The organism is Herbaspirillum chlorophenolicum, assembly GCF_001189955.1.
GTDB lineage: Bacteria > Pseudomonadota > Gammaproteobacteria > Burkholderiales > Burkholderiaceae_D > Herbaspirillum > Herbaspirillum chlorophenolicum.
In genome coordinates this window covers 37527-58271 of the sequence record NZ_LFLT01000021.1, presented here as the reverse complement: position 1 = coordinate 58271, position 20745 = coordinate 37527, and the positions used below count along the sequence as shown (strand labels likewise).

Annotated in this window: 22 protein-coding genes; 14 read left to right on the top strand and 8 right to left on the bottom strand. The window is 63.5% G+C overall.

Annotated elements, in window-relative coordinates:
- Nucleotides 1–26: 26 nt before the first annotated feature.
- Both AKL28_RS14080 and AKL28_RS14075 read right to left on the bottom strand, forming a co-directional pair.
- Entirely contained in the window at nucleotides 27–506 is a 480-nt protein-coding gene (locus tag AKL28_RS14080; RefSeq protein WP_231602431.1) for a hypothetical protein, read from the bottom strand.
- Between the two features lie 346 nt (nucleotides 507–852).
- A complete protein-coding gene (locus tag AKL28_RS14075; RefSeq protein ID WP_050468786.1) occupies nucleotides 853–1809 on the bottom strand; it encodes a LysR family transcriptional regulator in 957 nt (318 codons plus the stop codon).
- A gap of 207 nt (nucleotides 1810–2016) precedes the next feature.
- On the opposite strand from AKL28_RS14075, the gene AKL28_RS14070 reads away from it, so the two are divergent.
- From AKL28_RS14070 to AKL28_RS14025, 10 genes are all read left to right on the top strand, one after another.
- On the top strand, nucleotides 2017–2262 hold the full coding sequence (locus AKL28_RS14070) for a FeoA family protein (protein ID WP_050468785.1): 246 nt from the start codon (nucleotides 2017–2019) through the stop codon (nucleotides 2260–2262).
- Entirely contained in the window at nucleotides 2259–4085 is a 1827-nt protein-coding gene (gene feoB / locus AKL28_RS14065) for a ferrous iron transporter B (RefSeq protein WP_050468784.1), read from the top strand. Before AKL28_RS14070 ends, feoB begins: the two co-directional genes overlap by 4 nt.
- Complete coding sequence (locus AKL28_RS14060; protein WP_050468783.1) at nucleotides 4082–4366, top strand: DUF6587 family protein; 285 nt, start codon at nucleotides 4082–4084, stop codon at nucleotides 4364–4366. Before feoB ends, AKL28_RS14060 begins: the two co-directional genes overlap by 4 nt.
- Before the next feature lie 265 nt (nucleotides 4367–4631).
- The gene (locus AKL28_RS14055; protein WP_050468782.1) at nucleotides 4632–5315 is read left to right on the top strand and encodes an RraA family protein; all 684 of its coding nucleotides are present in this window, start codon (nucleotides 4632–4634) and stop codon (nucleotides 5313–5315) included.
- 81 nt (nucleotides 5316–5396) lie between these two features.
- Nucleotides 5397–6551 carry a pyridoxal phosphate-dependent aminotransferase gene (locus AKL28_RS14050; RefSeq protein WP_082221496.1) on the top strand — a complete coding sequence of 385 codons (1155 nt, stop codon included), beginning with the start codon at nucleotides 5397–5399 and terminating at the stop codon, nucleotides 6549–6551.
- Nucleotides 6552–6670: 119 nt separating this feature from the next.
- A complete protein-coding gene (locus AKL28_RS14045; protein ID WP_050468781.1) occupies nucleotides 6671–7486 on the top strand; it encodes an ABC transporter substrate-binding protein in 816 nt (271 codons plus the stop codon).
- Between the two features lie 118 nt (nucleotides 7487–7604).
- Entirely contained in the window at nucleotides 7605–8297 is a 693-nt protein-coding gene (locus AKL28_RS14040) for an amino acid ABC transporter permease (RefSeq protein ID WP_050468780.1), read from the top strand.
- 10 nt (nucleotides 8298–8307) lie between these two features.
- The gene (locus AKL28_RS14035) at nucleotides 8308–9048 is read left to right on the top strand and encodes an amino acid ABC transporter permease (protein WP_050468779.1); all 741 of its coding nucleotides are present in this window, start codon (nucleotides 8308–8310) and stop codon (nucleotides 9046–9048) included.
- A gap of 57 nt (nucleotides 9049–9105) precedes the next feature.
- Nucleotides 9106–9834: an amino acid ABC transporter ATP-binding protein gene (locus tag AKL28_RS14030; protein ID WP_050468813.1), complete on the top strand. Its 729-nt coding sequence runs from the start codon at nucleotides 9106–9108 to the stop codon at nucleotides 9832–9834.
- Between the two features lie 39 nt (nucleotides 9835–9873).
- Entirely contained in the window at nucleotides 9874–11511 is a 1638-nt protein-coding gene (locus tag AKL28_RS14025; protein ID WP_050468778.1) for a methyl-accepting chemotaxis protein, read from the top strand.
- A gap of 62 nt (nucleotides 11512–11573) precedes the next feature.
- On the opposite strand, the gene AKL28_RS14020 is transcribed toward AKL28_RS14025, so the two are convergent.
- Nucleotides 11574–12071, bottom strand: a complete 498-nt coding sequence (locus AKL28_RS14020; protein ID WP_050468777.1) for a winged helix-turn-helix transcriptional regulator — start codon at nucleotides 12069–12071, stop codon at nucleotides 11574–11576.
- Between the two features lie 137 nt (nucleotides 12072–12208).
- Here AKL28_RS14020 and AKL28_RS14015 point away from each other — a divergent pair, with 137 nt between their 5' ends.
- Complete coding sequence (locus tag AKL28_RS14015) at nucleotides 12209–13435, top strand: MFS transporter (protein ID WP_050468776.1); 1227 nt, start codon at nucleotides 12209–12211, stop codon at nucleotides 13433–13435.
- Nucleotides 13436–13462: 27 nt separating this feature from the next.
- Here the strand turns inward: AKL28_RS14015 and AKL28_RS14010 are convergent, their stop codons facing one another.
- On the bottom strand, nucleotides 13463–14668 hold the full coding sequence (locus AKL28_RS14010) for a threonine ammonia-lyase (protein WP_050468812.1): 1206 nt from the start codon (nucleotides 14666–14668) through the stop codon (nucleotides 13463–13465).
- A gap of 413 nt (nucleotides 14669–15081) precedes the next feature.
- Between AKL28_RS14010 and AKL28_RS14005 the strand changes: the two genes are divergently transcribed.
- The 3 genes from AKL28_RS14005 (at nucleotide 15082) to AKL28_RS13995 (ending at nucleotide 16883) form a co-directional block, all read left to right on the top strand.
- A complete protein-coding gene (locus AKL28_RS14005) occupies nucleotides 15082–15438 on the top strand; it encodes a hypothetical protein (protein ID WP_050468775.1) in 357 nt (118 codons plus the stop codon).
- A gap of 208 nt (nucleotides 15439–15646) precedes the next feature.
- On the top strand, nucleotides 15647–16216 hold the full coding sequence (locus AKL28_RS14000) for a flavin reductase family protein (protein ID WP_050468774.1): 570 nt from the start codon (nucleotides 15647–15649) through the stop codon (nucleotides 16214–16216).
- A 94-nt stretch (nucleotides 16217–16310) separates the two neighbouring features.
- Nucleotides 16311–16883 (top strand): methylated-DNA--[protein]-cysteine S-methyltransferase, encoded by a 573-nt coding sequence (locus tag AKL28_RS13995; RefSeq protein WP_050468773.1) that lies wholly within the window; start codon nucleotides 16311–16313, stop codon nucleotides 16881–16883.
- Between the two features lie 51 nt (nucleotides 16884–16934).
- On the opposite strand, the gene AKL28_RS13990 is transcribed toward AKL28_RS13995, so the two are convergent.
- Genes AKL28_RS13990 through AKL28_RS13975 form a run of 4 tightly spaced genes read right to left on the bottom strand, consistent with a single transcriptional unit; the run spans nucleotide 16935 to nucleotide 20737 of the window.
- Complete coding sequence (locus tag AKL28_RS13990; RefSeq protein ID WP_050468772.1) at nucleotides 16935–17801, bottom strand: ABC transporter permease; 867 nt, start codon at nucleotides 17799–17801, stop codon at nucleotides 16935–16937.
- 27 nt (nucleotides 17802–17828) lie between these two features.
- Nucleotides 17829–18695, bottom strand: coding sequence for an ABC transporter ATP-binding protein (locus tag AKL28_RS13985; RefSeq protein ID WP_050468771.1), 867 nt, complete (start codon nucleotides 18693–18695; stop codon nucleotides 17829–17831).
- Nucleotides 18676–19683: an ABC transporter substrate-binding protein gene (locus AKL28_RS13980; RefSeq protein ID WP_050468770.1), complete on the bottom strand. Its 1008-nt coding sequence runs from the start codon at nucleotides 19681–19683 to the stop codon at nucleotides 18676–18678. Before AKL28_RS13980 ends, AKL28_RS13985 begins: the two co-directional genes overlap by 20 nt.
- A gap of 1 nt (nucleotide 19684) precedes the next feature.
- A complete protein-coding gene (locus AKL28_RS13975) occupies nucleotides 19685–20737 on the bottom strand; it encodes an ABC transporter substrate-binding protein (RefSeq protein WP_050468769.1) in 1053 nt (350 codons plus the stop codon).
- Nucleotides 20738–20745: the final 8 nt, after the last annotated feature.

The following is a 20745-nucleotide window of genomic DNA, read 5'->3' as shown; positions in this document are numbered from 1 at the left end:
TCAGGACGGCAGGGATAGATTTGGTCTTACCTGGCCTTGAACTGCTCGAGCACCGAATTGGCTTGTTCCAGGAAGGCGGCCGGATATTCCTCCACCAGCTTTTCCAGCGAAGGGATCATGCGTTCCAGCGCGATGGTCAGAGCGATGTCGCTGATTTCCTCGCCCCACAGCACCTTCTGTACGAAAGCGGACGGTCCGATCTCGGAAATCAGGCGCATGCTCATCTGGCGTTCGATGGTGTCGGTGCGCGGTCCGAAGATTTCCTCGAAGATGCGGACGATGGCGAGTTCCAGCTTCCGGCGGAAGGCTTCGACATCGTCGACCAATCGGCGCGGGTCTTCCGGCGCCGGCATTTCGCCGCGTTCATACAACTGGCGGGCCTCTTCGGCCATGCGGCCCAGTTCCTGGACATGCAGCGTCAGTGCGCCGATCTCATCGATCAGTGTGCGCACCCGCATTTGTTGCGGCATGTCGGACTCGGCGGAATCCGGTGGCGTTGGATTCATGTTGTTCTGTTTGCTCAGGGCGCCGGCCGAGGATGGCCCGCGCGACCTGCTTGAATCAAAATCAATTGTGCCGATGAAACCGTTCCCATGCGGTTTCTTCGCCACCCCTTCGAGCGCTGCCTGCCTTGCAACCATCTCCGGTTTCCCAGCCGGAATGGGCAGCGCTTCGTCCCTTACCCTTGGCAGAATACATCTCACGCCTATTCACGGCTATCAATGAAATGCGTTCTAAAAATTTCTTTACAGAAATTAATGAAAGTATAGTGCGGTGCAAAAAAATTCGCGTAAAAATTTACGCAGGTTCGGCGCAGAAGCGACAAGGATCAGCGTAATTATTGTCTGGATATTAAAAAAATGGGCCGGAATTACGTTTCTTGGCATGCTGCTGGCCCGCCAGTTCCTCGATCTGGAACATGTCGGAAAACTCGCAGCATTCCTGCGCCAGCATCAGGACGGATGAAATGAAGCTGCTCTTGCGCTCGCTGCGGTAGAGCGCCACGTAAGGGACGTCGGGCAGCCTAGGCGTGGTCTCGATGATTTCCAGGGTGCCGCTTTCGATCAGCGGGCGCAGGGGTTTGTAGGGCAGGTAGCTCACGCCCATGCCCGACACCGTCAGGCCGATCAGCGCCACCACGCTGCTGCAGGAGAGCGAATGGCCGGGGAAGATCGACTGCGACTTGATCCAGCGGTCATAGATGATGCCGGTGCCCGATTTGTTGCCCTGGGTGAGGATGGTGTGCGAGGCCAGCTCATGCATGCGCAGCGGGCGTTTCCTGTCGCCGATCAGCCCCGGGCGCGCCAGCCATACGCTCTTGACGCTGGCCAGCGGCAGTGCCGACAGGCCGGGATCGGTGAAGGCGTCGGGCACGATGATGGCATCCATCTCGTCGTTTTGCAGCTTGTCGCGCAGGTGCACGCTCAAGTCCACGTCGGGCTCGATCACCACACGCGGGTAGTGCTGGTGGATGCGCCTGACCAGGCGCGGCAGCCAGGTCATCGCGGTCAGTTCGGTCACGCCGATGCGCAGGCGGCGCTCGATCACTTCGGGCTTGCTGAACTGTTCGACGGCGATATCGCGCTGTTCCAGCAGGCGCCGGGCGATCAGCAGCATTTCCTCGCCTTTTTCCGTCAGGCGCGCCTGGCGCTGTTCGCGGTCGAACAGCGGGGTATCGAAACTGGTTTCCAGTTCCTTGATGCGTTTGGACACCGCCGATTGCGTGGTGTTGAGTTTGCGCGCGGCTGGCGCGAAACCGCCGAGGGTGGCGATCCAGTAGAGGGCTTCGAGTTGCTTGAACGAGAACATGGGTATTTCCTGGCTGGCCGCCGTGGCGCCACGGCGGATGGCGCATTGTAGTGCAAGCGGCGGCGGCTCCCGTGATTGGCGGCGGCGCGTTGCATTTTGCTGCGTCATATCGCCGCAGCTGGGCTCGATTCCGGTATTAAGCCCGGCGCGATCGGGGCGCGGCTTATATAATGAGAATGCTTATCGATTCATTATTTTCCTGAAGCCATGCGATTGACCGAATTAGCCAGGGGCGCCTCCGCCATCGTAGACCATGTCGCAGACAGCCACGCCGCCGATGCGGTGGCCGGGCGCCTGCGCGACCTTGGATTCGTCGATGGCGAACCGGTGCGCATCGTTGCCGTCGCGCCCTGGGGCGCCGACCCTATCCTGGTACAGATCGGTTCCACCCGCTTCGCCTTGCGCCGTGCCGAGGCCGACCGGGTCCGCATACGCGCTGAGGGCGCGCAATGAGCGCCGGGGCACTCAACATCGCCCTGGTCGGCAATCCCAATTGCGGCAAGACCGCACTGTTCAACCAGTTGACCGGCGCGCGCCAGAAGGTCGCCAACTATGCCGGCGTCACCGTCGAGCGCAAGTCCGGCAGCTTTACCGCGCCGTCCGGCCGCGCCATCCGCGTGGTCGACTTGCCCGGCGCCTACAGCTTTCGCTCGGTCAGTCCCGATGAGCGCGTGACCCAGGCCGTGCTGCAGGGGCGCTATCCGGGTGAAGCGGTGCCCGACCTGATCGTGTGCGTGGCCGATGCCACCAACCTGCGGCTGCACCTTCGCTTCGTACTGGAAGTGCGGCACCTCGGACGGCCGATGGTGCTGGCGCTGAACATGATGGATGCGGCCGCGCGCCGCGGCATCGCCATCGATATCGCCGGCCTGGCGCGCCGGCTCGGCATGCCGGTGATCGAAACCGTCGCCGTCAAACGCGGCGGCGCCCAGGCGCTGGTGGCCGCAATCGACCAGTCGGCACTGCCGGCCGTGGCCGGCGATATCGCGATCGAGGACTTGCACGCCGAAGTACGCGCCATCCTGGCCGACACGGTTTCCATGCCCACGCCCACCGACCGCCGCGACGACGCGCTCGACCGCGTGGCATTGCATCCGGTGCTCGGTGTGGTGCTGCTGGCCGTGGTGATGTTCCTGGTGTTCCAGGCGGTCTATGTAATCGGCAAGCCGCTCACCGATGCCATCGCCGACGGTTTCGGCGCGCTCGCCGGCGTGGTGTCCGAATGGCTGCCCGACGGTCCGTTGCGCGGCCTGGTCACCGACGGCCTGCTGTCGGGGCTGGGGACGGTGCTGGGTTTCCTGCCGCAGATCCTGGTGCTGTTCTTCTTCATCCTGGTGCTGGAAGAGTCCGGCTACCTGCCGCGCGCGGCCTTCCTGCTCGACCGCCTGATGGTCTCGGTCGGCCTCTCCGGGCGTTCCTTCATCCCGCTGCTTTCCAGCTTCGCCTGTGCCATTCCGGGCATCATGGGCACGCGCAGCATTACCGACCCGCGCGACCGCCTGGCCACCATTCTGGTGGCGCCGCTGATGACCTGTTCGGCGCGCCTGCCGGTGTATGCGCTGCTGATCGGTGCCTTCATTCCGCATCGGCTGGTGCTGGGTGTTTTCAACCTGCAGGGGCTAGCGCTGTTTTGTCTCTACTTCGCCGGCATCGCTGCCGCCATGCTGGTGGCGTGGGTCGCCAAACGCTTGCGCCGCAGCCAGCAGGAGCGCGCGCTGCTCATGGAATTGCCGGCCTACCGCCTGCCCAAATGGCGCGATGTCGGCATCGGCCTGTGGGAACGCGGCAGTATTTTCCTCAAGCGCCTGACCGGCGTGATGCTGGCGCTGACCGTGCTGATGTGGGCCATCTGCACCTTTCCCTCGCCGCCGGCGGGCGCCACCGAAGCGGCCATCGATTACTCCCTGGCAGGCTACATCGGCCACACGCTGCAATACGTCTTCGCGCCGCTGGGCTTCAACTGGCAGATCAGCCTGTCGCTGATTCCGGCCTTTGCCGCGCGCGAGACCGCCGTCGCCACGTTGGCCACCGTCTATGCGGTGGGTGGCGATGAAGGCATGGCGCTGCAGCAGGCGCTGGCCAGCCACATTTCGCTGGCCAGCGCGTTGTCGCTGATGGTGTGGTTCGCCTTCGCGCCGCAATGCATGTCGACGCTGGCCATCATCCGCCGCGAGACGCAGTCATGGCGCATGGTGGTGCTGTCGTTCAGTTATATGTTCGTGCTGGCCTATGCCGCATCGTTCGTCACTTACCAGGTAGCGAGGTGGCTGGCATGAGCGCGCTGTGGTGGCAATACGCGGTCATCGCCGTGCTGGTCGCGGCCAGCACGCTCTATATGTTGCGCAAGCTGGCGCCGTCGGCGGCCTGGCGCTGGCAGGCGCTCCTGGCGGCATGGGTGCTGCGGCGCGGCTCCGCCCGCTGGCAAGCGCTCGGCCGCCGCCTGTTGCCGCCGCGCGCATCAGGCGGTTGCGCTGGCGGCGCCTGCGATGGCTGCGGCGATTCGGGCGATGCCCAGCCGCCGCTGGAGCAGAAAGTCACCTTCCATCGCCGCCGCTGAAGCGGCGCAGCGTTTTTCTTTTCACCTGCCGGTGATCGCCGGCTCTGCCGCACTTCCTTCCGTTTTTCTCCATTTTCCTTAATGCATGAGAAGCCTCTCCCGGTAGCCGGGAGAGTGCGCGCGCTATAAAAGCCGTTTCATGCCGGACATGCAATACATGCTTAAAAGCGATGATTTCTCATCATTAAATATCGCTTTTTTTACGTTTTTATCGCTCCTATGATGCGGCCATTAACCAAAACAACATGCATCCGAGGAGATCAACATGGCGACAACCGCCCCTGTTCCCGCTTTGCCTTTCCAGATCAATCCCGTTTCCGCACCGGCCTCGGCCGACGTCGTCGCCGCGTTGCAGGACATCGTCGTTTCGCACCTCTCCGATAACCTCCAGCGCCTGTGCGGCATGGGTGGCCTGCGCCGTATCCACGGCAGCAAGAAGCTGGTCGGCACGGCCGTCACGGTCAAGACCCGTCCCGGCGACAACCTGCTGATCTACAAGGCGCTGATGATGATGCAGCCGGGCCACGTGCTGGTGGTCGACGGCGGCGGCGAGACCAGCAATGCGCTGGTCGGCGAACTGATCATGCTGTACGCGCAACAGCGCGGCTGCGCCGGCTTCGTGCTGGACTCGGCGGTGCGCGACACCGCTGCTTTCCTCGAGGCCGATTTCCCGTGCTATGCGCGTGCCGTCTCGCACCGCGGTCCCTACAAGAATGGCCCCGGCCACATCAACGTGCCAGTCACCATCGGCGGCCAGGTGGTCAACCCCGGCGACATCGTGGTCGGCGACGAAGATGGCCTGGTGTCCTTCCCGCAGGCGCAGGCCGAGTCGCTGATCGCCGCCGCCCGCAAGACCCAGGCGTACGAAGATGCCATCAAGGCTGAAATCGCGAACGGCCGCGTCGAGCAGGAATGGCTGGCCCGCGTGCTGACGCCGTTCGGCCTTTGAGAATCCGTTTTCACCACATTGGAGTTTGCATTGGATTTCCTGCCTGCCCACCGGCTTGACAGCGTCAAGCCATCCCCCAGCATGGCTGCAAAAGCTCGCGTCGACGCCTTGCGCGCCGAAGGGCGCAGCATCATCGATTTCACCATCGGCGAGCCTGACTTCCCGACGCCGCAACACATCGTCGAAGCCGGCATCGCCGCGCTCAGCGCCGGCCACACCCGTTACACCGCAGCGACCGGTACCCCGGCGCTGCGCCGTGCGATCGCCGACAAGCTGCAGCGCGAGAACTCGCTTTCCTACGGCGTCGACCAGATCGTGGTCGGCATCGGCGCCAAGCACATCATTTACAATGCCTTCGCTGCAACCTTGAACGAAGGCGACGAAGTCATCATTCCGACACCATTCTGGGTGTCTTATCCGGACATGGTGGCGCTCAACGGCGGCACGCCGGTCATCGTCGGCTGCGACGAAAGCTCCGGCTTCAAACTGACTGCCGCCGCACTCGAAAAAAGCATCACGCCGCGTACCCGCTGGCTGGTGCTCAATACGCCCAACAATCCCAGTGGCGCGGTCTACACCGCAAGCGAACTGAAGGCGCTGTGCGAGGTACTCATGCGCCATCCGCAGGTGTGGGTGATGACCGACGAGATCTACGAGCATTTCGTCTACGCAGGCGCGCAGCACGTATCGCCGCTGCAGGTGCAGCCCGAGCTGGCCGACCGCACGCTGGTGATCAATGGCGTTTCCAAGGCCTACGCGATGACCGGCTGGCGCATCGGTTACGGCGCCGGTCCGCGTCCGCTGATGCAGGCGCTGGGCTTGCTGATTACGCAGAGCACCACCTGCGCCACCGGCGTCAGCCAGGCGGCTGTCGTGGCAGCGTTGTCCGGTTCGCAGCAATGCGTGGCCGAAGGCGCCGCGCTGTTTGCGCAGCGCCGCGAGCGCATCGTCGCGCTGGTCAATGCCATCGACGGCATCCGCTGCCTGGCGCCGGACGGCGCCTTCTACATCTTCCCAAGCGTGCAGGGTCTGCTGGGCAAGAGCACGCCGCAAGGCAAGCAGTTGGCCAACGATGTCGACGTGATGATGTACTTCCTCGAACAAGCCGGGGTAGCCACCATTGACGGCACGTCCTATGGCCAGCCGGGTTACCTGCGGTTTTCGTTCGCGACTTCGCTGGAGCAGATCGAACAGGGATGCGCCCAACTCGCCGCAGCGGTTGCGGCGTTGAAGTAAGCGCGGGTTCAGCAAAACTTGCCGGCCGGTCTTTACCGGCCGGCTTCACACAGCGGTCATTCAAAGGCCGCGAATAAACCGGGAGCGTACATCACGCGCTCCACCTAACCGGAGGGATCATGATGAACTTCAAGAAAACCGTTCTGGCCGTCGCACTGCTGGCGGCGAGCTTCTCCGCTGCAGCTGACCAGCTGGCCGACATCAAGCAAAAGGGCACCCTGGTGTGCGGCACCTTGGGTACCGCTGAGCCGTTCAGCTTCCCCAATCAGCAAACGCGCGAGATCCAGGGCTATGACGTCGACTTCTGCAAGGCCATCGCCAAGAACCTTGGCGTGAAGCTGGAGCTGAAGATGATTTCGGTCGCGGCCCGCATTCCCGAGCTGCAGCAAAACCGTGTCGACATCGTGATCGCCAACCTCGGCTGGACCGCTGAGCGCGCTGAGCAGATCGCTTATTCCGACTCCTATTACGCCAGCCCGCAAAAGGTCGCCGTCAAGCGTACCTCCGGCTACAAGTCGCCAGCCGACCTGGGCGGCAAGCGCGTTTCCGCGACCAAGGGTTCCACTTCGGAACTGGCCGTGCGCAAAGCCATCCCGACCGCTTCCGTGACCACCTTCCAGGACCCGCCGGCGGCTTTCCTGGCGATGCAGCAGGGCAAGGTCGAAGGTTTCGCCGTGTCCGAACTGATGCTGTCGAAGTTCCAGGCGCAAGTCGAAAGCAGCTCGCCGATCGACATCCTGAACCCGCCGCTGATCAATGAGCTGTGGGGCGTAGGCATGCGCAAGGAAGAGGGCGGCCTGATCAAGCAAGTCAACACCACGCTGGAAGGCATGGAAAAGTCGGGCGAAGCGCAACAGATCTTCGACAAGTGGTTCGGCCCATCGACCCAGTACAAGCTCAAGCGCGACTTCAAGATCGAGCCCATCAAGGGCTGATGCCATTGAAGGCACGGCGCCGGCTTAGTCCGGGCGCCGGCATCACCGGACCGCGCAAGGCGGTCCCGACAGCACCGGGCCGAATCAGGTCCGGCGCAGCGCATTGCAGGAGTACTCCATGAAACTGGATTTTTCGGTGCTGCTGCGGGATGACTACCCGCGCATGATCATCGAGGGCGTGATCACCATGCTCAAGCTGACCGCCTATTCGTGGCTGCTGGCCATGGTGGTCGGTATCGTGCTGGCCGTGATCCGCATGACCAACAACCGCGTCGCCACCGGCTTCGTTGCCGGCTATGTCGAATACCACCAGAACGTGCCGATGCTGGTGCAGATCTTCCTCTGGTATTTCGGCGTGCCCACGCTGTTGCCCGATTCCGTACAGCTGTGGTTCAACATGCACCGCAGCGATTTCCTGTTCGCCGCCATCGCGGTCGGCCTGGCCATGGGCGCGTATATGTCCGAAGGCCTGCGCGCCGGCATCCGTTCGATCCCGCGCTCGCAAATGGAAGCGGCCCGCGCGCTGGGGCTGTCGTATCTCAAGGCCTCGCGCCTGGTGATCCTGCCGCAGGCGCTGCGGCTGGCGCTGCCCACGCTGGTCAGCTACAGCGTGCTGCTATTCAAGAACACCAGCCTGGCGATGGTGATCGGGGTGGCCGAACTGACCTACGCCACCCGCGAGATCGAGAGCCAGTCTTTCCACACGGTGGAAATCTACTTGCTGTCCACCACGATCTATCTCGGCATTTCGCTGCTGATCATGGCCATCGGCGCGGTGCTGGAAAACCGCTACCGCATCAAGACGCGCTGAAGGGAATGCCATGAACGATATCTTCGACATCATCCGCGACAACTGGATGTTGCTGCTGGTGGGCCAATATCCGCACGGCCCGCTGGGCGGCCTGGCGATCACGCTGCTGCTCTCGGTGCTGGGTTTGCTGCTGGCCTTTCCGGTCAGCCTGCTGCTGGCGCTGGGGCGTGTCTCGCCGCTACGCGTGTTCCGCGTGCCGGCCACCGTCATCGTCTACCTCGCCCGCGGCGTGCCGCTGGTGATGTTCATCTTCTGGGTGTACTTCTTTGTCCCCATCCTGATCGGGCGCACGGTTTCCGGTTTCACCACCATGCTCATCACGCTGGTGATCTATGAGGCGGCTTACCTGGCCGAAGTGATCCGCGCCGGCATCGAGGGGCTGCCCCGCGGCCAGATCGAGGCTTCGCGCGCGCTGGGCATGAGCTATCTGCAGACCATGTTCAAGGTGGTGCTGCCGCAGGCCTTGTACAACATGCTGCCGGCAATGATCAGCCAGTTCGTCTCCAACATCAAGGAAACCTCGCTGGGCTATGTGATCAGCGTCAATGAACTGACCTTCGCCGCCAACCAGATCAACAGCATGCTGCTGACCAAGCCGTTCCCGGTCTTCATCCTGCTGGCGCTGATGTACTTCGTGCTGTGCTTCATGTTGACGCGCATGGCGCGCGTCCTGGAAAAGCGCATCGCCGCCAAGCGCGCGGCCAACCCCGTGAACTCGGCGGCGCAGGCAGCGCCACCGGTCGCGGCCTGAACCTAACGAGGAGCAACGCATATGGCGAGCAACAACCCGTCCGCAACCAACACGGCCATGATTTCCTTCGAAGGCGTCAACAAGTGGTACGACAGCTACCACGCGCTGGCCGACGTCAACGCCGAAGTCGCCAAGGGCGAAGTGGTAGTGATCTGCGGCCCATCCGGTTCGGGCAAGTCGACCCTGATCCGTACCGTCAACCGCCTGGAAGAGATCCAGAAGGGGCGCATCGTATTTGACGGGCAAGACGTCCACGCGCCCAAGCTGGACGTGAACCACTTCCGCAGCCGCGTCGGCTTCGTGTTCCAGAGCTTCAACCTGTTCCCGCACCTGTCGGTGGCGGAAAACATCATGATGGCGCCCATCAACGTGCTCAAGAAAAAGCGCGCCGACGCCCGCGTGCGTGCGCTGGAGCTGCTTGAACGCGTCGGCCTGGCCGCCAAGGCGGAGGCTTTTCCGGGGCAGCTTTCCGGCGGCCAGCAGCAGCGCGTGGCGATCGCCCGCGCGCTGGCGATGGACCCGCCCGCGATGCTGTTCGATGAGCCGACATCGGCACTCGACCCCGAGATGGTGGGCGAGGTGCTGCAGGTGATGAAGGGGCTGGCGCGCGAAGGCATGACCATGATGTGCGTCACCCACGAGATGAACTTCGCCCGCGAAGTGGCCGACCGCGTCTGGTTCATGGACCACGGCAAGCTGGTGGAGACCGGTACGCCGGAAGAATTCTTCACGCGTGCGCAGAGCGAACGCGCGCGCAAGTTCCTGGCCGAGCTGCGTGACCACTGAGGCTTGCGCCGACCACAAGGATAAAGAAGGGGGAAGTCAATGAAATGGAATGACGTGCGCGTGTCCACGCGCCTGTCGGCCTGCATTACCGGCCTGATGGTGGCGATGCTGTCGGTGGCGGCCGCCACCCAGTACACCACGGTGCTGACCATGGAGCAGGCGCAGGAGTCGGTGCGCGACTATGACCAGCGCATCATCACCGCGGTACGCTGGCTGGGTACTGCCGAATTGACCAGCGAACGCATGGTGGGTGCGCTCAACACTTCCGACGGCGACCTGGCGATGCGCTACGAACAGGAGGTGCAAGCCGGCCGCGAGCAGATGGCCAAGCTGGAAAAAGAGCTTGCTTCGCATGCGTTGAGCGACGGCGACCGCGCTTCGCTGGCTGTCATCGAGGCGGAGAGCGCCAAGCTGGCCGGTATCTCGAAGGCGGCCTCCGAACTTTCCTACAAGGGCGATATCGGTGGCGTGCAGACCATGATCGACAACGAGCTCAAGCCGGCCATTGCCGCTTATCTCGGCGCGCTCAAGAAATTCGTCGCGCTGGAAGAGCAGCAGCGCGACCAGGTAGTGACCGATGTCAGCGCGCAAAGCCGCCAACTGATGAGTGCGGGCCTCATTGGCGCCGCCTTGCTGTTGGCCATCGGTTTTGCCACCGCGCGCCTGATCGCGCGTTCCATCACGCGTCCGCTGGCGCGCGCCGTCGAGCAGGCCGAGCGTATCGCGCACGGCAACCTGTTGCGCGGGCGGGATGACGGTGGCGAAGACCGGCGTGACGAATTCGGCCAACTGCAGCAGGCGCTGGAACGCATGGCCGATGGCCTGCGCACCTTGGTAGCGCAAGTGCGCAGCGGCGTCGGTTCGGTCTCGACCGCGACCTCGGAAATCGCCAGCGGCAACCAGGAACTGGCGCATCGCACCGAGCAGACGGTGGGCAATTTGCAAGTCACCGCCGCTTCCATGGAGGAATTCGCCGGCACCATCGGGCAGTCGGCCGACACTGCGCGCCAAGCCAGCCTGCTGGCCACCCAGGCAGCGCAATCGGCCACTCGCGGCGGCAGCGTGATGAACGACGTGGTCGAGCGCATGGCGCAGATTTCCGGCTCTTCGCACAAGATTGCCGAGATCACCAGCGTGATCGACGGTATCGCTTTCCAGACCAATATTCTGGCGTTGAATGCGGCGGTGGAAGCCGCGCGTGCGGGCGAGCAGGGCCGTGGGTTCGCGGTGGTGGCTTCCGAAGTGCGTTCGCTGGCACAACGTTCGGCCCAGGCCGCGCGTGAAATCAAGGAACTGATCGGCAGTTCGCTGTCCACGGTGGCGGCGGGCTCGGAACAGGTCGGCCAGGCCGGCGCCGCCATGCAGGAGATCGTCGGCGACGTCCACCGCGTGAGCGACCTGATCGCTGAAATTACGGCTGCTGCTGCCGAGCAGAACAGCGGCATCAGCCAGGTCAATGTCGCCTTGTCGGATCTCGACGCCATGACCCAGCAGAACGCAGCCTTGGTCGAACAGGCATCGGCCGCCGCCGAGTCGCTGCGCGAGCAGGCGGCCGGTTTGGCGCAGCTGGTCAGCGTGTTCGAGGTCGAAGGGGATTACCAGCGATCCGCCTTGCGCCAGGTGCGGACCCAGCCAGAACCTCTGGAAGCGCCGGCGACGCGAGCCATCGGCGTATAGGTTGTTCCGGGCTCGACCATGCCCGGGATGTTTTGTCGGGCCGGGTATCCCCCGGCCCGTTTTTATTGGGCGTTAGTTTTCGGTGTGCGTTTGACCGGCGTCTTTTTCACTTCCACCTGATGCGCCGCGATCGGTTTGCCGTCGCATCCCACCGGCTGCATGCGCGGCACGGCCTTGCCGCTTTTCTTTTCCACCAGCTGTGAATGTTTTTCACCCGGCGCGAACAGGTGCTGTTCGCCCCACTGGCGCAGGCCGATCACCACCGGCAGCAATGCCTCGCCTTTCTTTGTCAGCACGTATTCCTGGTAAGCGCTGCCATCCGAGGCCGGCACGCTGTCGAGGATGCCAGCCTCGGTCAACTTCTTCAGGCGGTCGGTGAGGATGTTGCGCGCCACGCCCAGGTTGTCGCGGAACTCGCCGAAGCGGCGCAGGCCGTCGAAGGCATCGCGCACGATCAGGAGCACCCAGCGGTCGCCGACGATGTCGAGCGAACGTCCTACCGGGCAGTGTTCGGCATAAGCCGCATGGGCCTCGATGGCGGGTTTTTTGCTGGCTGGCATGGGAAGGTCGGCGTCGGTGGCGGGCGTGTTGTCAAAGCGGCAGGCTAAAACCTTGCCATTAGTCTAGTTGCATTTTAAAACCATAATCGCTTACACTCCAAACGGTTTTGAAATGCAACCAGATTGAAAGGCCTGCCATGCCATCCGCCGCACCGGATTCAACTACTACGTCTTGCCTCCCATGCCGGCAGCCGGTCATCAGCCGGACTCTGGTGCTGTTGTTCGCCATTGCTGCCGGCATCAGCGTGGCCAACGTCTACTATGCCCAGCCGCTGCTGGACGCGTTGGCCGCCGATTTCGGCATCGCCACTGCTTCGGTGGGCATGGTGGTCAGCGCAACCCAGGCCGGTTCCACACTGGCGTTGCTGCTGCTGGTGCCGCTGGGCGATCTGCTGTCGCGACGGCGGCTGATGCTGTGGCAGGCGGCAGCGCTGGCCGTGTTCTTGCTCGCGGTGGCCGCCAGCGATTCGGTGTGGATGCTGCTGGCCGGCATGCTGGCGGTGGGCATGCTGGGCACGGCGATGACGCAGGGACTGATTTCCTATGCGGCCACGCTGGCGCCGCCGCAGGAGCGCGGCGCGGTGGTGGGAACGGTGCAGGCCGGCGTGGTGATCGGTTTGCTGCTGGCCCGCGTGGTCGCGGGGGCGTTGGCCGATGTCGGTGGCTGGAGGCTGGTCTACCTGTGCTCGGCGGCGATGATCGTCGCGACTGCCGCCGGCCTCGCGCGCATGCTGCCGCCGGCACCCGTATCGGCGCCATCGATGCGCTATGCGCAACTGCTGCGTTCGATGGCAGGCCTGTTGCTGCGCGAACGGGTGCTGCAGGTGCGCGGCGTGCTTGCGCTGCTGATGTTCGCCGCCTTCAATATCTTCTGGAGCGCGCTGGTGCTGCCGCTGTCGGCGCCGCCGCATGCGATGTCGCATGGCGCTATCGGGGCCTTCGGCCTGGTCGGGGTGGTTGGCGTGCTGGGTGCTGCCCGCGCCGGCAGATGGGCCGACCGCGGCCTGGCCCAGCATGCCACGGGCGGTGCTCTGCTTCTGCTGCTGCTGTCGTGGCTGCCGCTGGCCTTCACCAATACCAGCCTGTGGGCGCTGGTGGCGGGCATCTTGTTGCTGGACCTGGGCGGCCAGATGATCCATGTCACCAACCAAAGCCTGATCCTGCGCGCACATCCGCAAGCGCACAGCCGCATGATCGGCTGCTACATGATGTTCTATGCGGTGGGCAGCGGTGGCGGTGCGCTGGCGGCCACGCACATGTATGCGTATGCCGGCTGGGATGGCGTCTGTCTGCTGGGGGCGGCAGTCAGCCTGGCGGCTGTGTTGTGGTGGTGGGTGACGCTGCGCCTGATGCCGCGTAACTGAATGCCGGCATCAGGCTGGCTTGCTTTGTCAGTGCAATTCTTCCGCCTCGAACCCGGCCCCGCGCAGCGCTTGCAGCACTTGCGCCAGATGCGGCCGGCCGCGTGTTTGCAGCACCAGTTCGATGTCGACGTTTTGCGCCGCCAGCAGGGTGAATGCGCGCTGGTGGTGGACCTCGTCGATGTTGGCGCCGGCTTCGGCGACGATGCCGGTGATCTTCGCCAGGGTGCCGGGGACGTCGCGCGAGCTGACCTTCACGCGCGCCAGGCGGCCGGCGCGCACCATGCCGCGTTCGATGATGGCCGTCAGCAGCAGCGGGTCGATATTGCCGCCTGACAGCACCAGGCCCACGCGCTTGCCGCGGAAGCGGTCGGGGTGGCGCAGCAGCGCCGCCAGGCCGGCCGCACCGGCGCCTTCGACCAGGGTCTTCTCGATTTCCAGCAACATCAGTACGGCTTGTTCGATATCGCCTTCGTCCACCAGCAGCAGCTCGTTGGCTTCGCGGGCGATGATGGCGCGCGTGAGCGTGCCTGGCGTGCCGACCGCGATGCCTTCGGCGATGGTGCTGGTGCCCATCGGATGCTCGGTGCCCTTGACCGCGTTGATCATGCTCGGGAAGCGCCGCGTCTGTACGCCGACGATTTCAAGCTCAGGCTTGATGGCGCGCGCCGCCACCGCCATCCCGGCCAGCAGGCCGCCGCCGCCGATGGCGACCACCAGCGTGTCGAGGTCGGGCACCGCGTGGAGCATCTCCAGCGCGACCGTACCCTGGCCGGCGATGATGGCTTCGTCGTCGTAGGGATGGACGAAGGTCAGGTTCTCTTTTTCCGCCAGTTCATAGGCATGGGCGCGCGCCGCTTCCAGCGTATCGCCATGCAGCACGACATTGGCGCCGAAGCCGCGTGTGCGTTCGATCTTCACGCCGGGAGTGAAGCGCGGCATGACGATGGTGGCCGGCAAGCCCAGGCGCTGCGCATGGTAGGCCACGCCCTGGGCATGGTTGCCTGCCGACATGGCGATCACCCCGCGCGTGCCGTCGCCGCTCTGGGCGACGTCGACCAGCTTGTTGCAGGCGCCGCGTTCCTTGAAGGACGCAGTGAACTGCAGGTTCTCGAACTTGAGGAACACCTGGGCGCCGACGATCTGCGACAGCGTGCGCGATTCGACGCAGGGTGTTTCCAGGATCTGGCCTTGCAGCCGGCGGGCGGCGGCTTCGATGTCTTTAAGTGTAGTCATGGTGGGATTGTAGAGGCATTGCACCGCTTTGTAGCATTTGCTCCAGGCGTTCGTGTGAGATGGCGGAAAATCGACACGCAGAGCGGGGTGATTTTCATTCGTCAAAAAAACAAGACCAGAAATTCGCAGACTATCGCCGGCGGTAGGAGGATAGCCATGGTGGGGCGCACATTTGCATCGATTTACCTGTTAGCGCATAGGTATATGCATCTCTCCCGCGATTGAAAAATTCTTTCGCCGGCGCCATTGAAGTCAGGTGATGCGCCGACTAGAGTGAAGACTCCGTCGCATCACGGACTGATTCACATCAGCTCGGAAAGCAGCATCCAGGATTGCCAATCTGATCAGGCATCGGCAGACCTTCTCGGCAGTTCCTCAATTCAAGCTTCTGCGTTCCACCCAAGGAGACATCAATGAGCATCGCAACCCGGCACCCGGATGTCAGGCCGTCCCCGCCACCGCTGTTCCCGCCCGAAGGCGGGACGCGCGTCACATCGCGCTTCGAACAGCGCAGCTCCCCATTGTTGCTGTCGCTGGTCGAACTCGACCCGCGCGAAGTCGTGGACGGCGAGATGACCGCACAAGGTTTTCTTGCCGCCGACATCGTTCCGGTCGGCCCCATGCGCGAAGCATGCCCGCATTGCCAGGGCGTGGCGCTGCAACTGGTGTTGCGTCATCGGCATGTCAAACGCTCCCATCTGTTCTGCCGCGTTTGCACGCGTTGTTATGATGCCATGAACGAAAGCGGCCATTCGGTGTTGACCATCTGACAGGATCCGTACCAAGGTTTCAATGCGGCATCACGTGCAGGGCGCTGTCCGGAAAGGGGCCGCGCCCTGTGGTGTTTACCGGGACGAAATCGTTGCCGTTGGCGGATGGGAGCAAAAGAGGCGATCTTTCGTTACGCTGCAGGATGCAAAGGCGCCCAAGACAAACGGCGCGCGCCGACTTCCCCCAGAACAATCATCAGGAGCCGTCATGCCTCGTCCCCCCAGATTGCCCGCCAAGCAGGATTTCCCGGTCCACCAGATACGCCGCTACCTTGAACCCGGCCCGATTGTGCTGGTGTCGTCGGCACACAAGAAACAGTGCAACATCATGACCATGGGGTGGCATACCGTCATGGAATTCGCTCCCTCATTACTGGGTTGCATCATCGCCGGCGGCAACCACAGTTTCGAACTCATCCGCAAAAGCCGGGAATGCGTGATCAACCTGCCCACGATCGAACTGATCGACCAGGTGGTGGGCATCGGCAATTGCTCGGGCGCGGAGGTCGACAAGTTCGAGCGCTTTGGCCTGACGCCGCTGCCTGCGGCCGAGGTCGGCGCGCCGCTGGTCGGCGAATGCCACGCCAACTTCGAATGCCGCCTGCATGACGGCAAGCTCATCGGAAAATACAACTATTTCATTTTCGAAGTGGTGAAGGCGCACGTGGCGCGCACGCCGAAAAATCCGAAGACGGTGCATTACAAAGGCAATGGAGAATTCATGGTGGCCGGGGAGGTGATCAGCCGGCGTTCAGGTTTTCGCAGCGAATATCTCTGAGTGGTTTCCGTGGGCGCGGCGTGGAGTTTGCGGCATGTCCGGGCAAGCCGGATCTTAAGGCAGTAGAATCGGTTTCCGATTCAGGAGGCCGCATATGGACTACGCATACAAGCTCATCGATTCGCCGGTCGGCCAGCTCACGCTGGTGGCCAAGGGCGACAAACTGACTGCCATCCTGTGGGAGAACGACCGCGCCGGCCGCGTGCGCCTGGGTGACATGGCACAGGACGATGCGTGCCCGGTACTGGTCGAGACGGCGCGCCAGCTGGCCGATTATTTCGCCGACAAGCGCACCAGCTTCGATGTCCCATTGGCATTCGATGGCACCGATTTCCAGAAGCAGGTATGGGCCGCGTTGCTCACTATTCCCTATGGCCAGACCCGCACCTATCTGGAGATTGCGCGCCAGCTCGGCAACGAAAAGGCGGTGCGTGCGGTAGGCGCTGCCAACGGACGCAATCCGATTTCCATTATCGCGCCCTGCCACCGCGTGATCGGCTCGGGCGGCGAGCTGACCGGTTTCGCCGGCGGCTTGCATGCCAAGAAGCTGCTGCTGGCGATCGAAGGCATCTCCACCGAAGGGCGCGATGCGGGTGAGAAGATCGACCCGAGAAGAAAAGCGCAGCACCGGCGTGTGGTGGATCCCAACCAGCTTTCGTTGCTGTGACGATAGTCAGGATGCCAGTGGCGTTTCTCTCCCTGCCGGAGAATGCCGCTGTTACCGCTGCATCCCCCAGCGCTTCACCGTCACCCGCTCCAGCGTATTGAACACCAGGTTCTCCACCAGCAAGCCGATCAGGATCACCATCGCCAGTCCGGCGAACACCTTGTCCGTATAAAGCTCGTTGCGGTTCTGGAAGATGTACCAGCCCAGACCGCCCTTGCCGCTGGTGGCGCCGAACACCAGTTCGGCAGCGATCAGCGTGCGCCAGGCGAACGCCCAGCCGATGCGCAGGCCGGCCAGGATCGACGGCAGCGCGGCCGGCACCAGCACCTGCAGCACAAAGGACAGGCCATGCAAGCCGTAGTTGCGGCCTGCCATGCGCAAGGTGTCGGACACGCCCAGGAAGCCGGCATAGGTATTGACCGCCAGCGCCCACAGCACCGAATGCACCAATACGAAGATCAGGCTGCCCTGGCCCAGGCCGAACCATAGCAGGGCGATGGGCAGCAGGGCGATGGCCGGCAATGGGTTGAACATCGAGGTCAGCGTGCTCAGCAGGTCGCGGCCGAACTGGGTGGAGACGGCCAGCGTGGTCAGCACGAAGGCGGCAGCGATGCCCAGCACATAGGCTTTCAGCAGTACCTGCAGCGACAGCCAGGTCTTGTTGAACAGTTCGCCGCTGGCGATGCCGTCGACAAAGGCTTGCGCGGTCTGCAGGAACGTCGGCAGCAGCAGGTCGTTGTCCTGCCAGCGGCCGATGGCTTCCCAGAGGATGGCCAGCAGCAGCAGGATCGCGCCCTTGCGGATCCAGGTTTGCTGCCAGATGCGGTGGGGCAGCGAGAAGCGGCGTTCCAGTACCACGCCGGACAAGGGCGTCAGCGGCAGTTCATATTCTTCCCGCACGGGGGGCGTCAGGTTCATGGTGTGTACCTCGGTGGGCACGGCGCTTCAGTAGGAGAAACGCACGTCGCCGAAATTGATCGGTTTCTCCGGCGCGGCAGGGGCCGCGCCTTCATCGAACAGCAGACGGTGGATACGCTGCGCGGTCTGCTGGAAACCGGCGCCGCCCAGGCTGGCGAGGTCGTACTGGTGGCTGTTGATCTCGGCGCGCACGCGGCCCGGATGGGGCGAGAGCAGCAGGATGCGGTTGCCGACCACCAGCGCCTCTTCGATCGAGTGGGTGACGAACAGCAGCGTGAAGCGCACTTCGTCCCACAGCATCAGCAGCTCTTCCTGCATCTTGCGGCGGGTCAGTGCGTCGAGTGCGGCGAAAGGCTCGTCCATCAGTAGCATCTTGGGCTGCATGGCCAGTGCCCGGGCGATCGCTACGCGCGCCTTCATGCCGCCCGAGAGCGTGTGCGGATAGGCATCGGCGAAGCGCGCCAGGCCGACTTTCTCAAGGTAGTGGCGGGCGCGTTCGGCGGCTTCGCGCTTCTTCAGCGTCTTCGAGGCCAGCAGCGGGAACATCACGTTCTGCAGCACCGTCTTCCACGGCGGCAGCTGGTCGAATTCCTGGAACACCACGATACGGTCCGGTCCCGGATGGCGCACCACCTGGCCATCCAGCCGGATCTCGCCGGACGCCGGCGGCAGGAAGCCCGCCACCGATTTCAGCAGGCTCGATTTGCCGCAGCCGGAAGGGCCGAGCAGCACGAAGCGGTCGGCCGGATAGACGCCGAAGCTGACATCATGCGTGGCCTGCACCACTGCCGAGGAGGTACGGTACTGCAGGCTGACCTGGTCTACCTGCAGCAGCGGCGTGGACGCCTGGACGGCGGCCGATACGCTGGCCGCTTCAGCTGCCGGGTTGTGCATAGGCTTCCTCGAAGAAGTAGTCTTTCCATGACGCCGCGCGGTTCTTCAGCACGCCGATCTCATACAGCTTTTCGGCATAGACGAAGCTGCGCTCGGGCGAGACCGTGAAATTGATTTCCGGATCTTCCACGATCTTGCGCACGAACTCCGGCGCCAGCCTGGATTTCTGCACGCGGATGAAGGTATCGGCGGCACGGGCCTTGTTGTTGCGGATGAATTCGGCCGCTTCCACCAGTGCGTTGTAGAAGGCGCGATAAGTCTTCGGGTTCTCGTCGTGGAACTTCTGCGTGGTGTACAGGAAGTTGAAGGAGGCCGGGCCGCCAAGGATGTCGTAGGAGCTGATCACCTTGTGCACGTTCTTGTTCTCCAGCGCCTGGTACTGGAACGGCGGGCTGGAGAAGTGGGCGTTGATTTCCGAGCCGCCGGCCAGCAGCGCGGCGGTGGCGTCCGGGTGCGACAGGCTCACCGAGATGTCATCGAAACGCTTGTAGTTGTCCTTGCCATACAGCCTGGCGGTCTCGATCTGCAGCGTGCGCGACTGGAAGCCTACGCCCGCGGCCGGTACCGCGATGCGGTCCTTGCTGCTGAAATCCTTGACGGTCTTCACGTTCGGATTGGTCGACAGCAGGTAGTTGGGCATGGAGCCCAGCGAGGCAATCGCCTTGACGTTCTGGCGGCCGCGCGTGCGGTCCCACAGCACCAGCGCCGGCGGGGCGCCGGCCGAGACCACGTCCAGCGCACCGGCCAGCAGCGCTTCGTTCATGCCGGTGGAACCGGACAGGCTGTTCCACTCGACCTTGATATCGAGGCCTTCCTTCTTGCCCTGCTTTTCGATCAGCTTCTGGTCCTGTACCACGTCCAGGATCAGGTAGCCGATGCCGAATTGCTGGGCAATACGGATTTGGCCTTCGGCGTGCGCATTGGCCGCCAGGCCGAAGGCGATCAGGCCGACCGTCAGGGCCGGGAAGAATGTGCGTGTCAACAGCATGTCAGCTGCCTCCCTGGATATGGGTGTCGTCGAAGAAGTAATCCTTCACCGAAGCCGGCTTGTTCTTGATGGCGCCCACGCGGTGCATGAACTCGGCCAGCGGGTAAGTGTTCTGCGGCCCGATCTTGAACTGCACTTCCGGGTTCTTGATGATCTGCAGCAGCAGCTTGCGGTCGGTACTGCCCTTGTTGACCTTGAGGTAAATGTCGGCGGCTTTCTCAGGATTGGCGGCGATGAACTTCGCGGCTTCATCCAGCGCGTCGACGAAGGCGCTGTAGGTCTTGGGGTTGTCCTTGCGGAATTTCTCGGTCGCGTACAACACCGTGGCCGACGATGGGCCGCCCAGCACCTGGTAGGAGTTCAGCACGATATGCGCCTTGGGATTGCCGGCCAGTTCCTGTTCCTGGAACGGCGGATTGCCGAAGTGGCCGGTGATCTCGGTGCCGCCGCTGATGATGGCGGCGGTGGCATCCGGGTGCGGTACGGCGATGCTGATCTTGTCCAGCTTGTTGTACTGGGCGTCGCCCCACAGCTTGGCCGAGGCGAACTGCAGCACGCGCGACTGCACCGATACACCGACTGCCGGCAGCGCGATGCGGTCCTTCTCGGTGAAGTCGGCGATGGTCTTCACGTTCGGGTTGTTGCTCACCAGGTAGTAGGGGAAGTTGCCCAGCGATGCGACCCCGCGCACGTTTTGCTTGCCGTAGGTGCGGTCCCAGATGGTCAGCAGCGGGCCCACGCCGGCGCCGGCGATATCCACCGAACCGGACAGCAGCGCGTCGTTGACGGCCGAGCCGCCGGAGAGCTTCAGCCAGTCGACCTTGATGTCCACGCCGGCAGCCTTGCCGTGCTTCTCGATCAGTTGCTGGTCCTGCGCGACATTGAGCAACAGGTAGACGATGCCGAACTGCTCGGCGATGCGCAGCTGCCCTTCGGCATGCGCCGCCATCGGCGCGCCCAGCAGCGACAGCGCCAATGCGCCGGTGGCCGAAGCGGCCAGGGTGTTGGAAATGAGACGCCGGAGACGTCCCGGCGCGGGGCGAGCTGGTTTCATGATGTCCT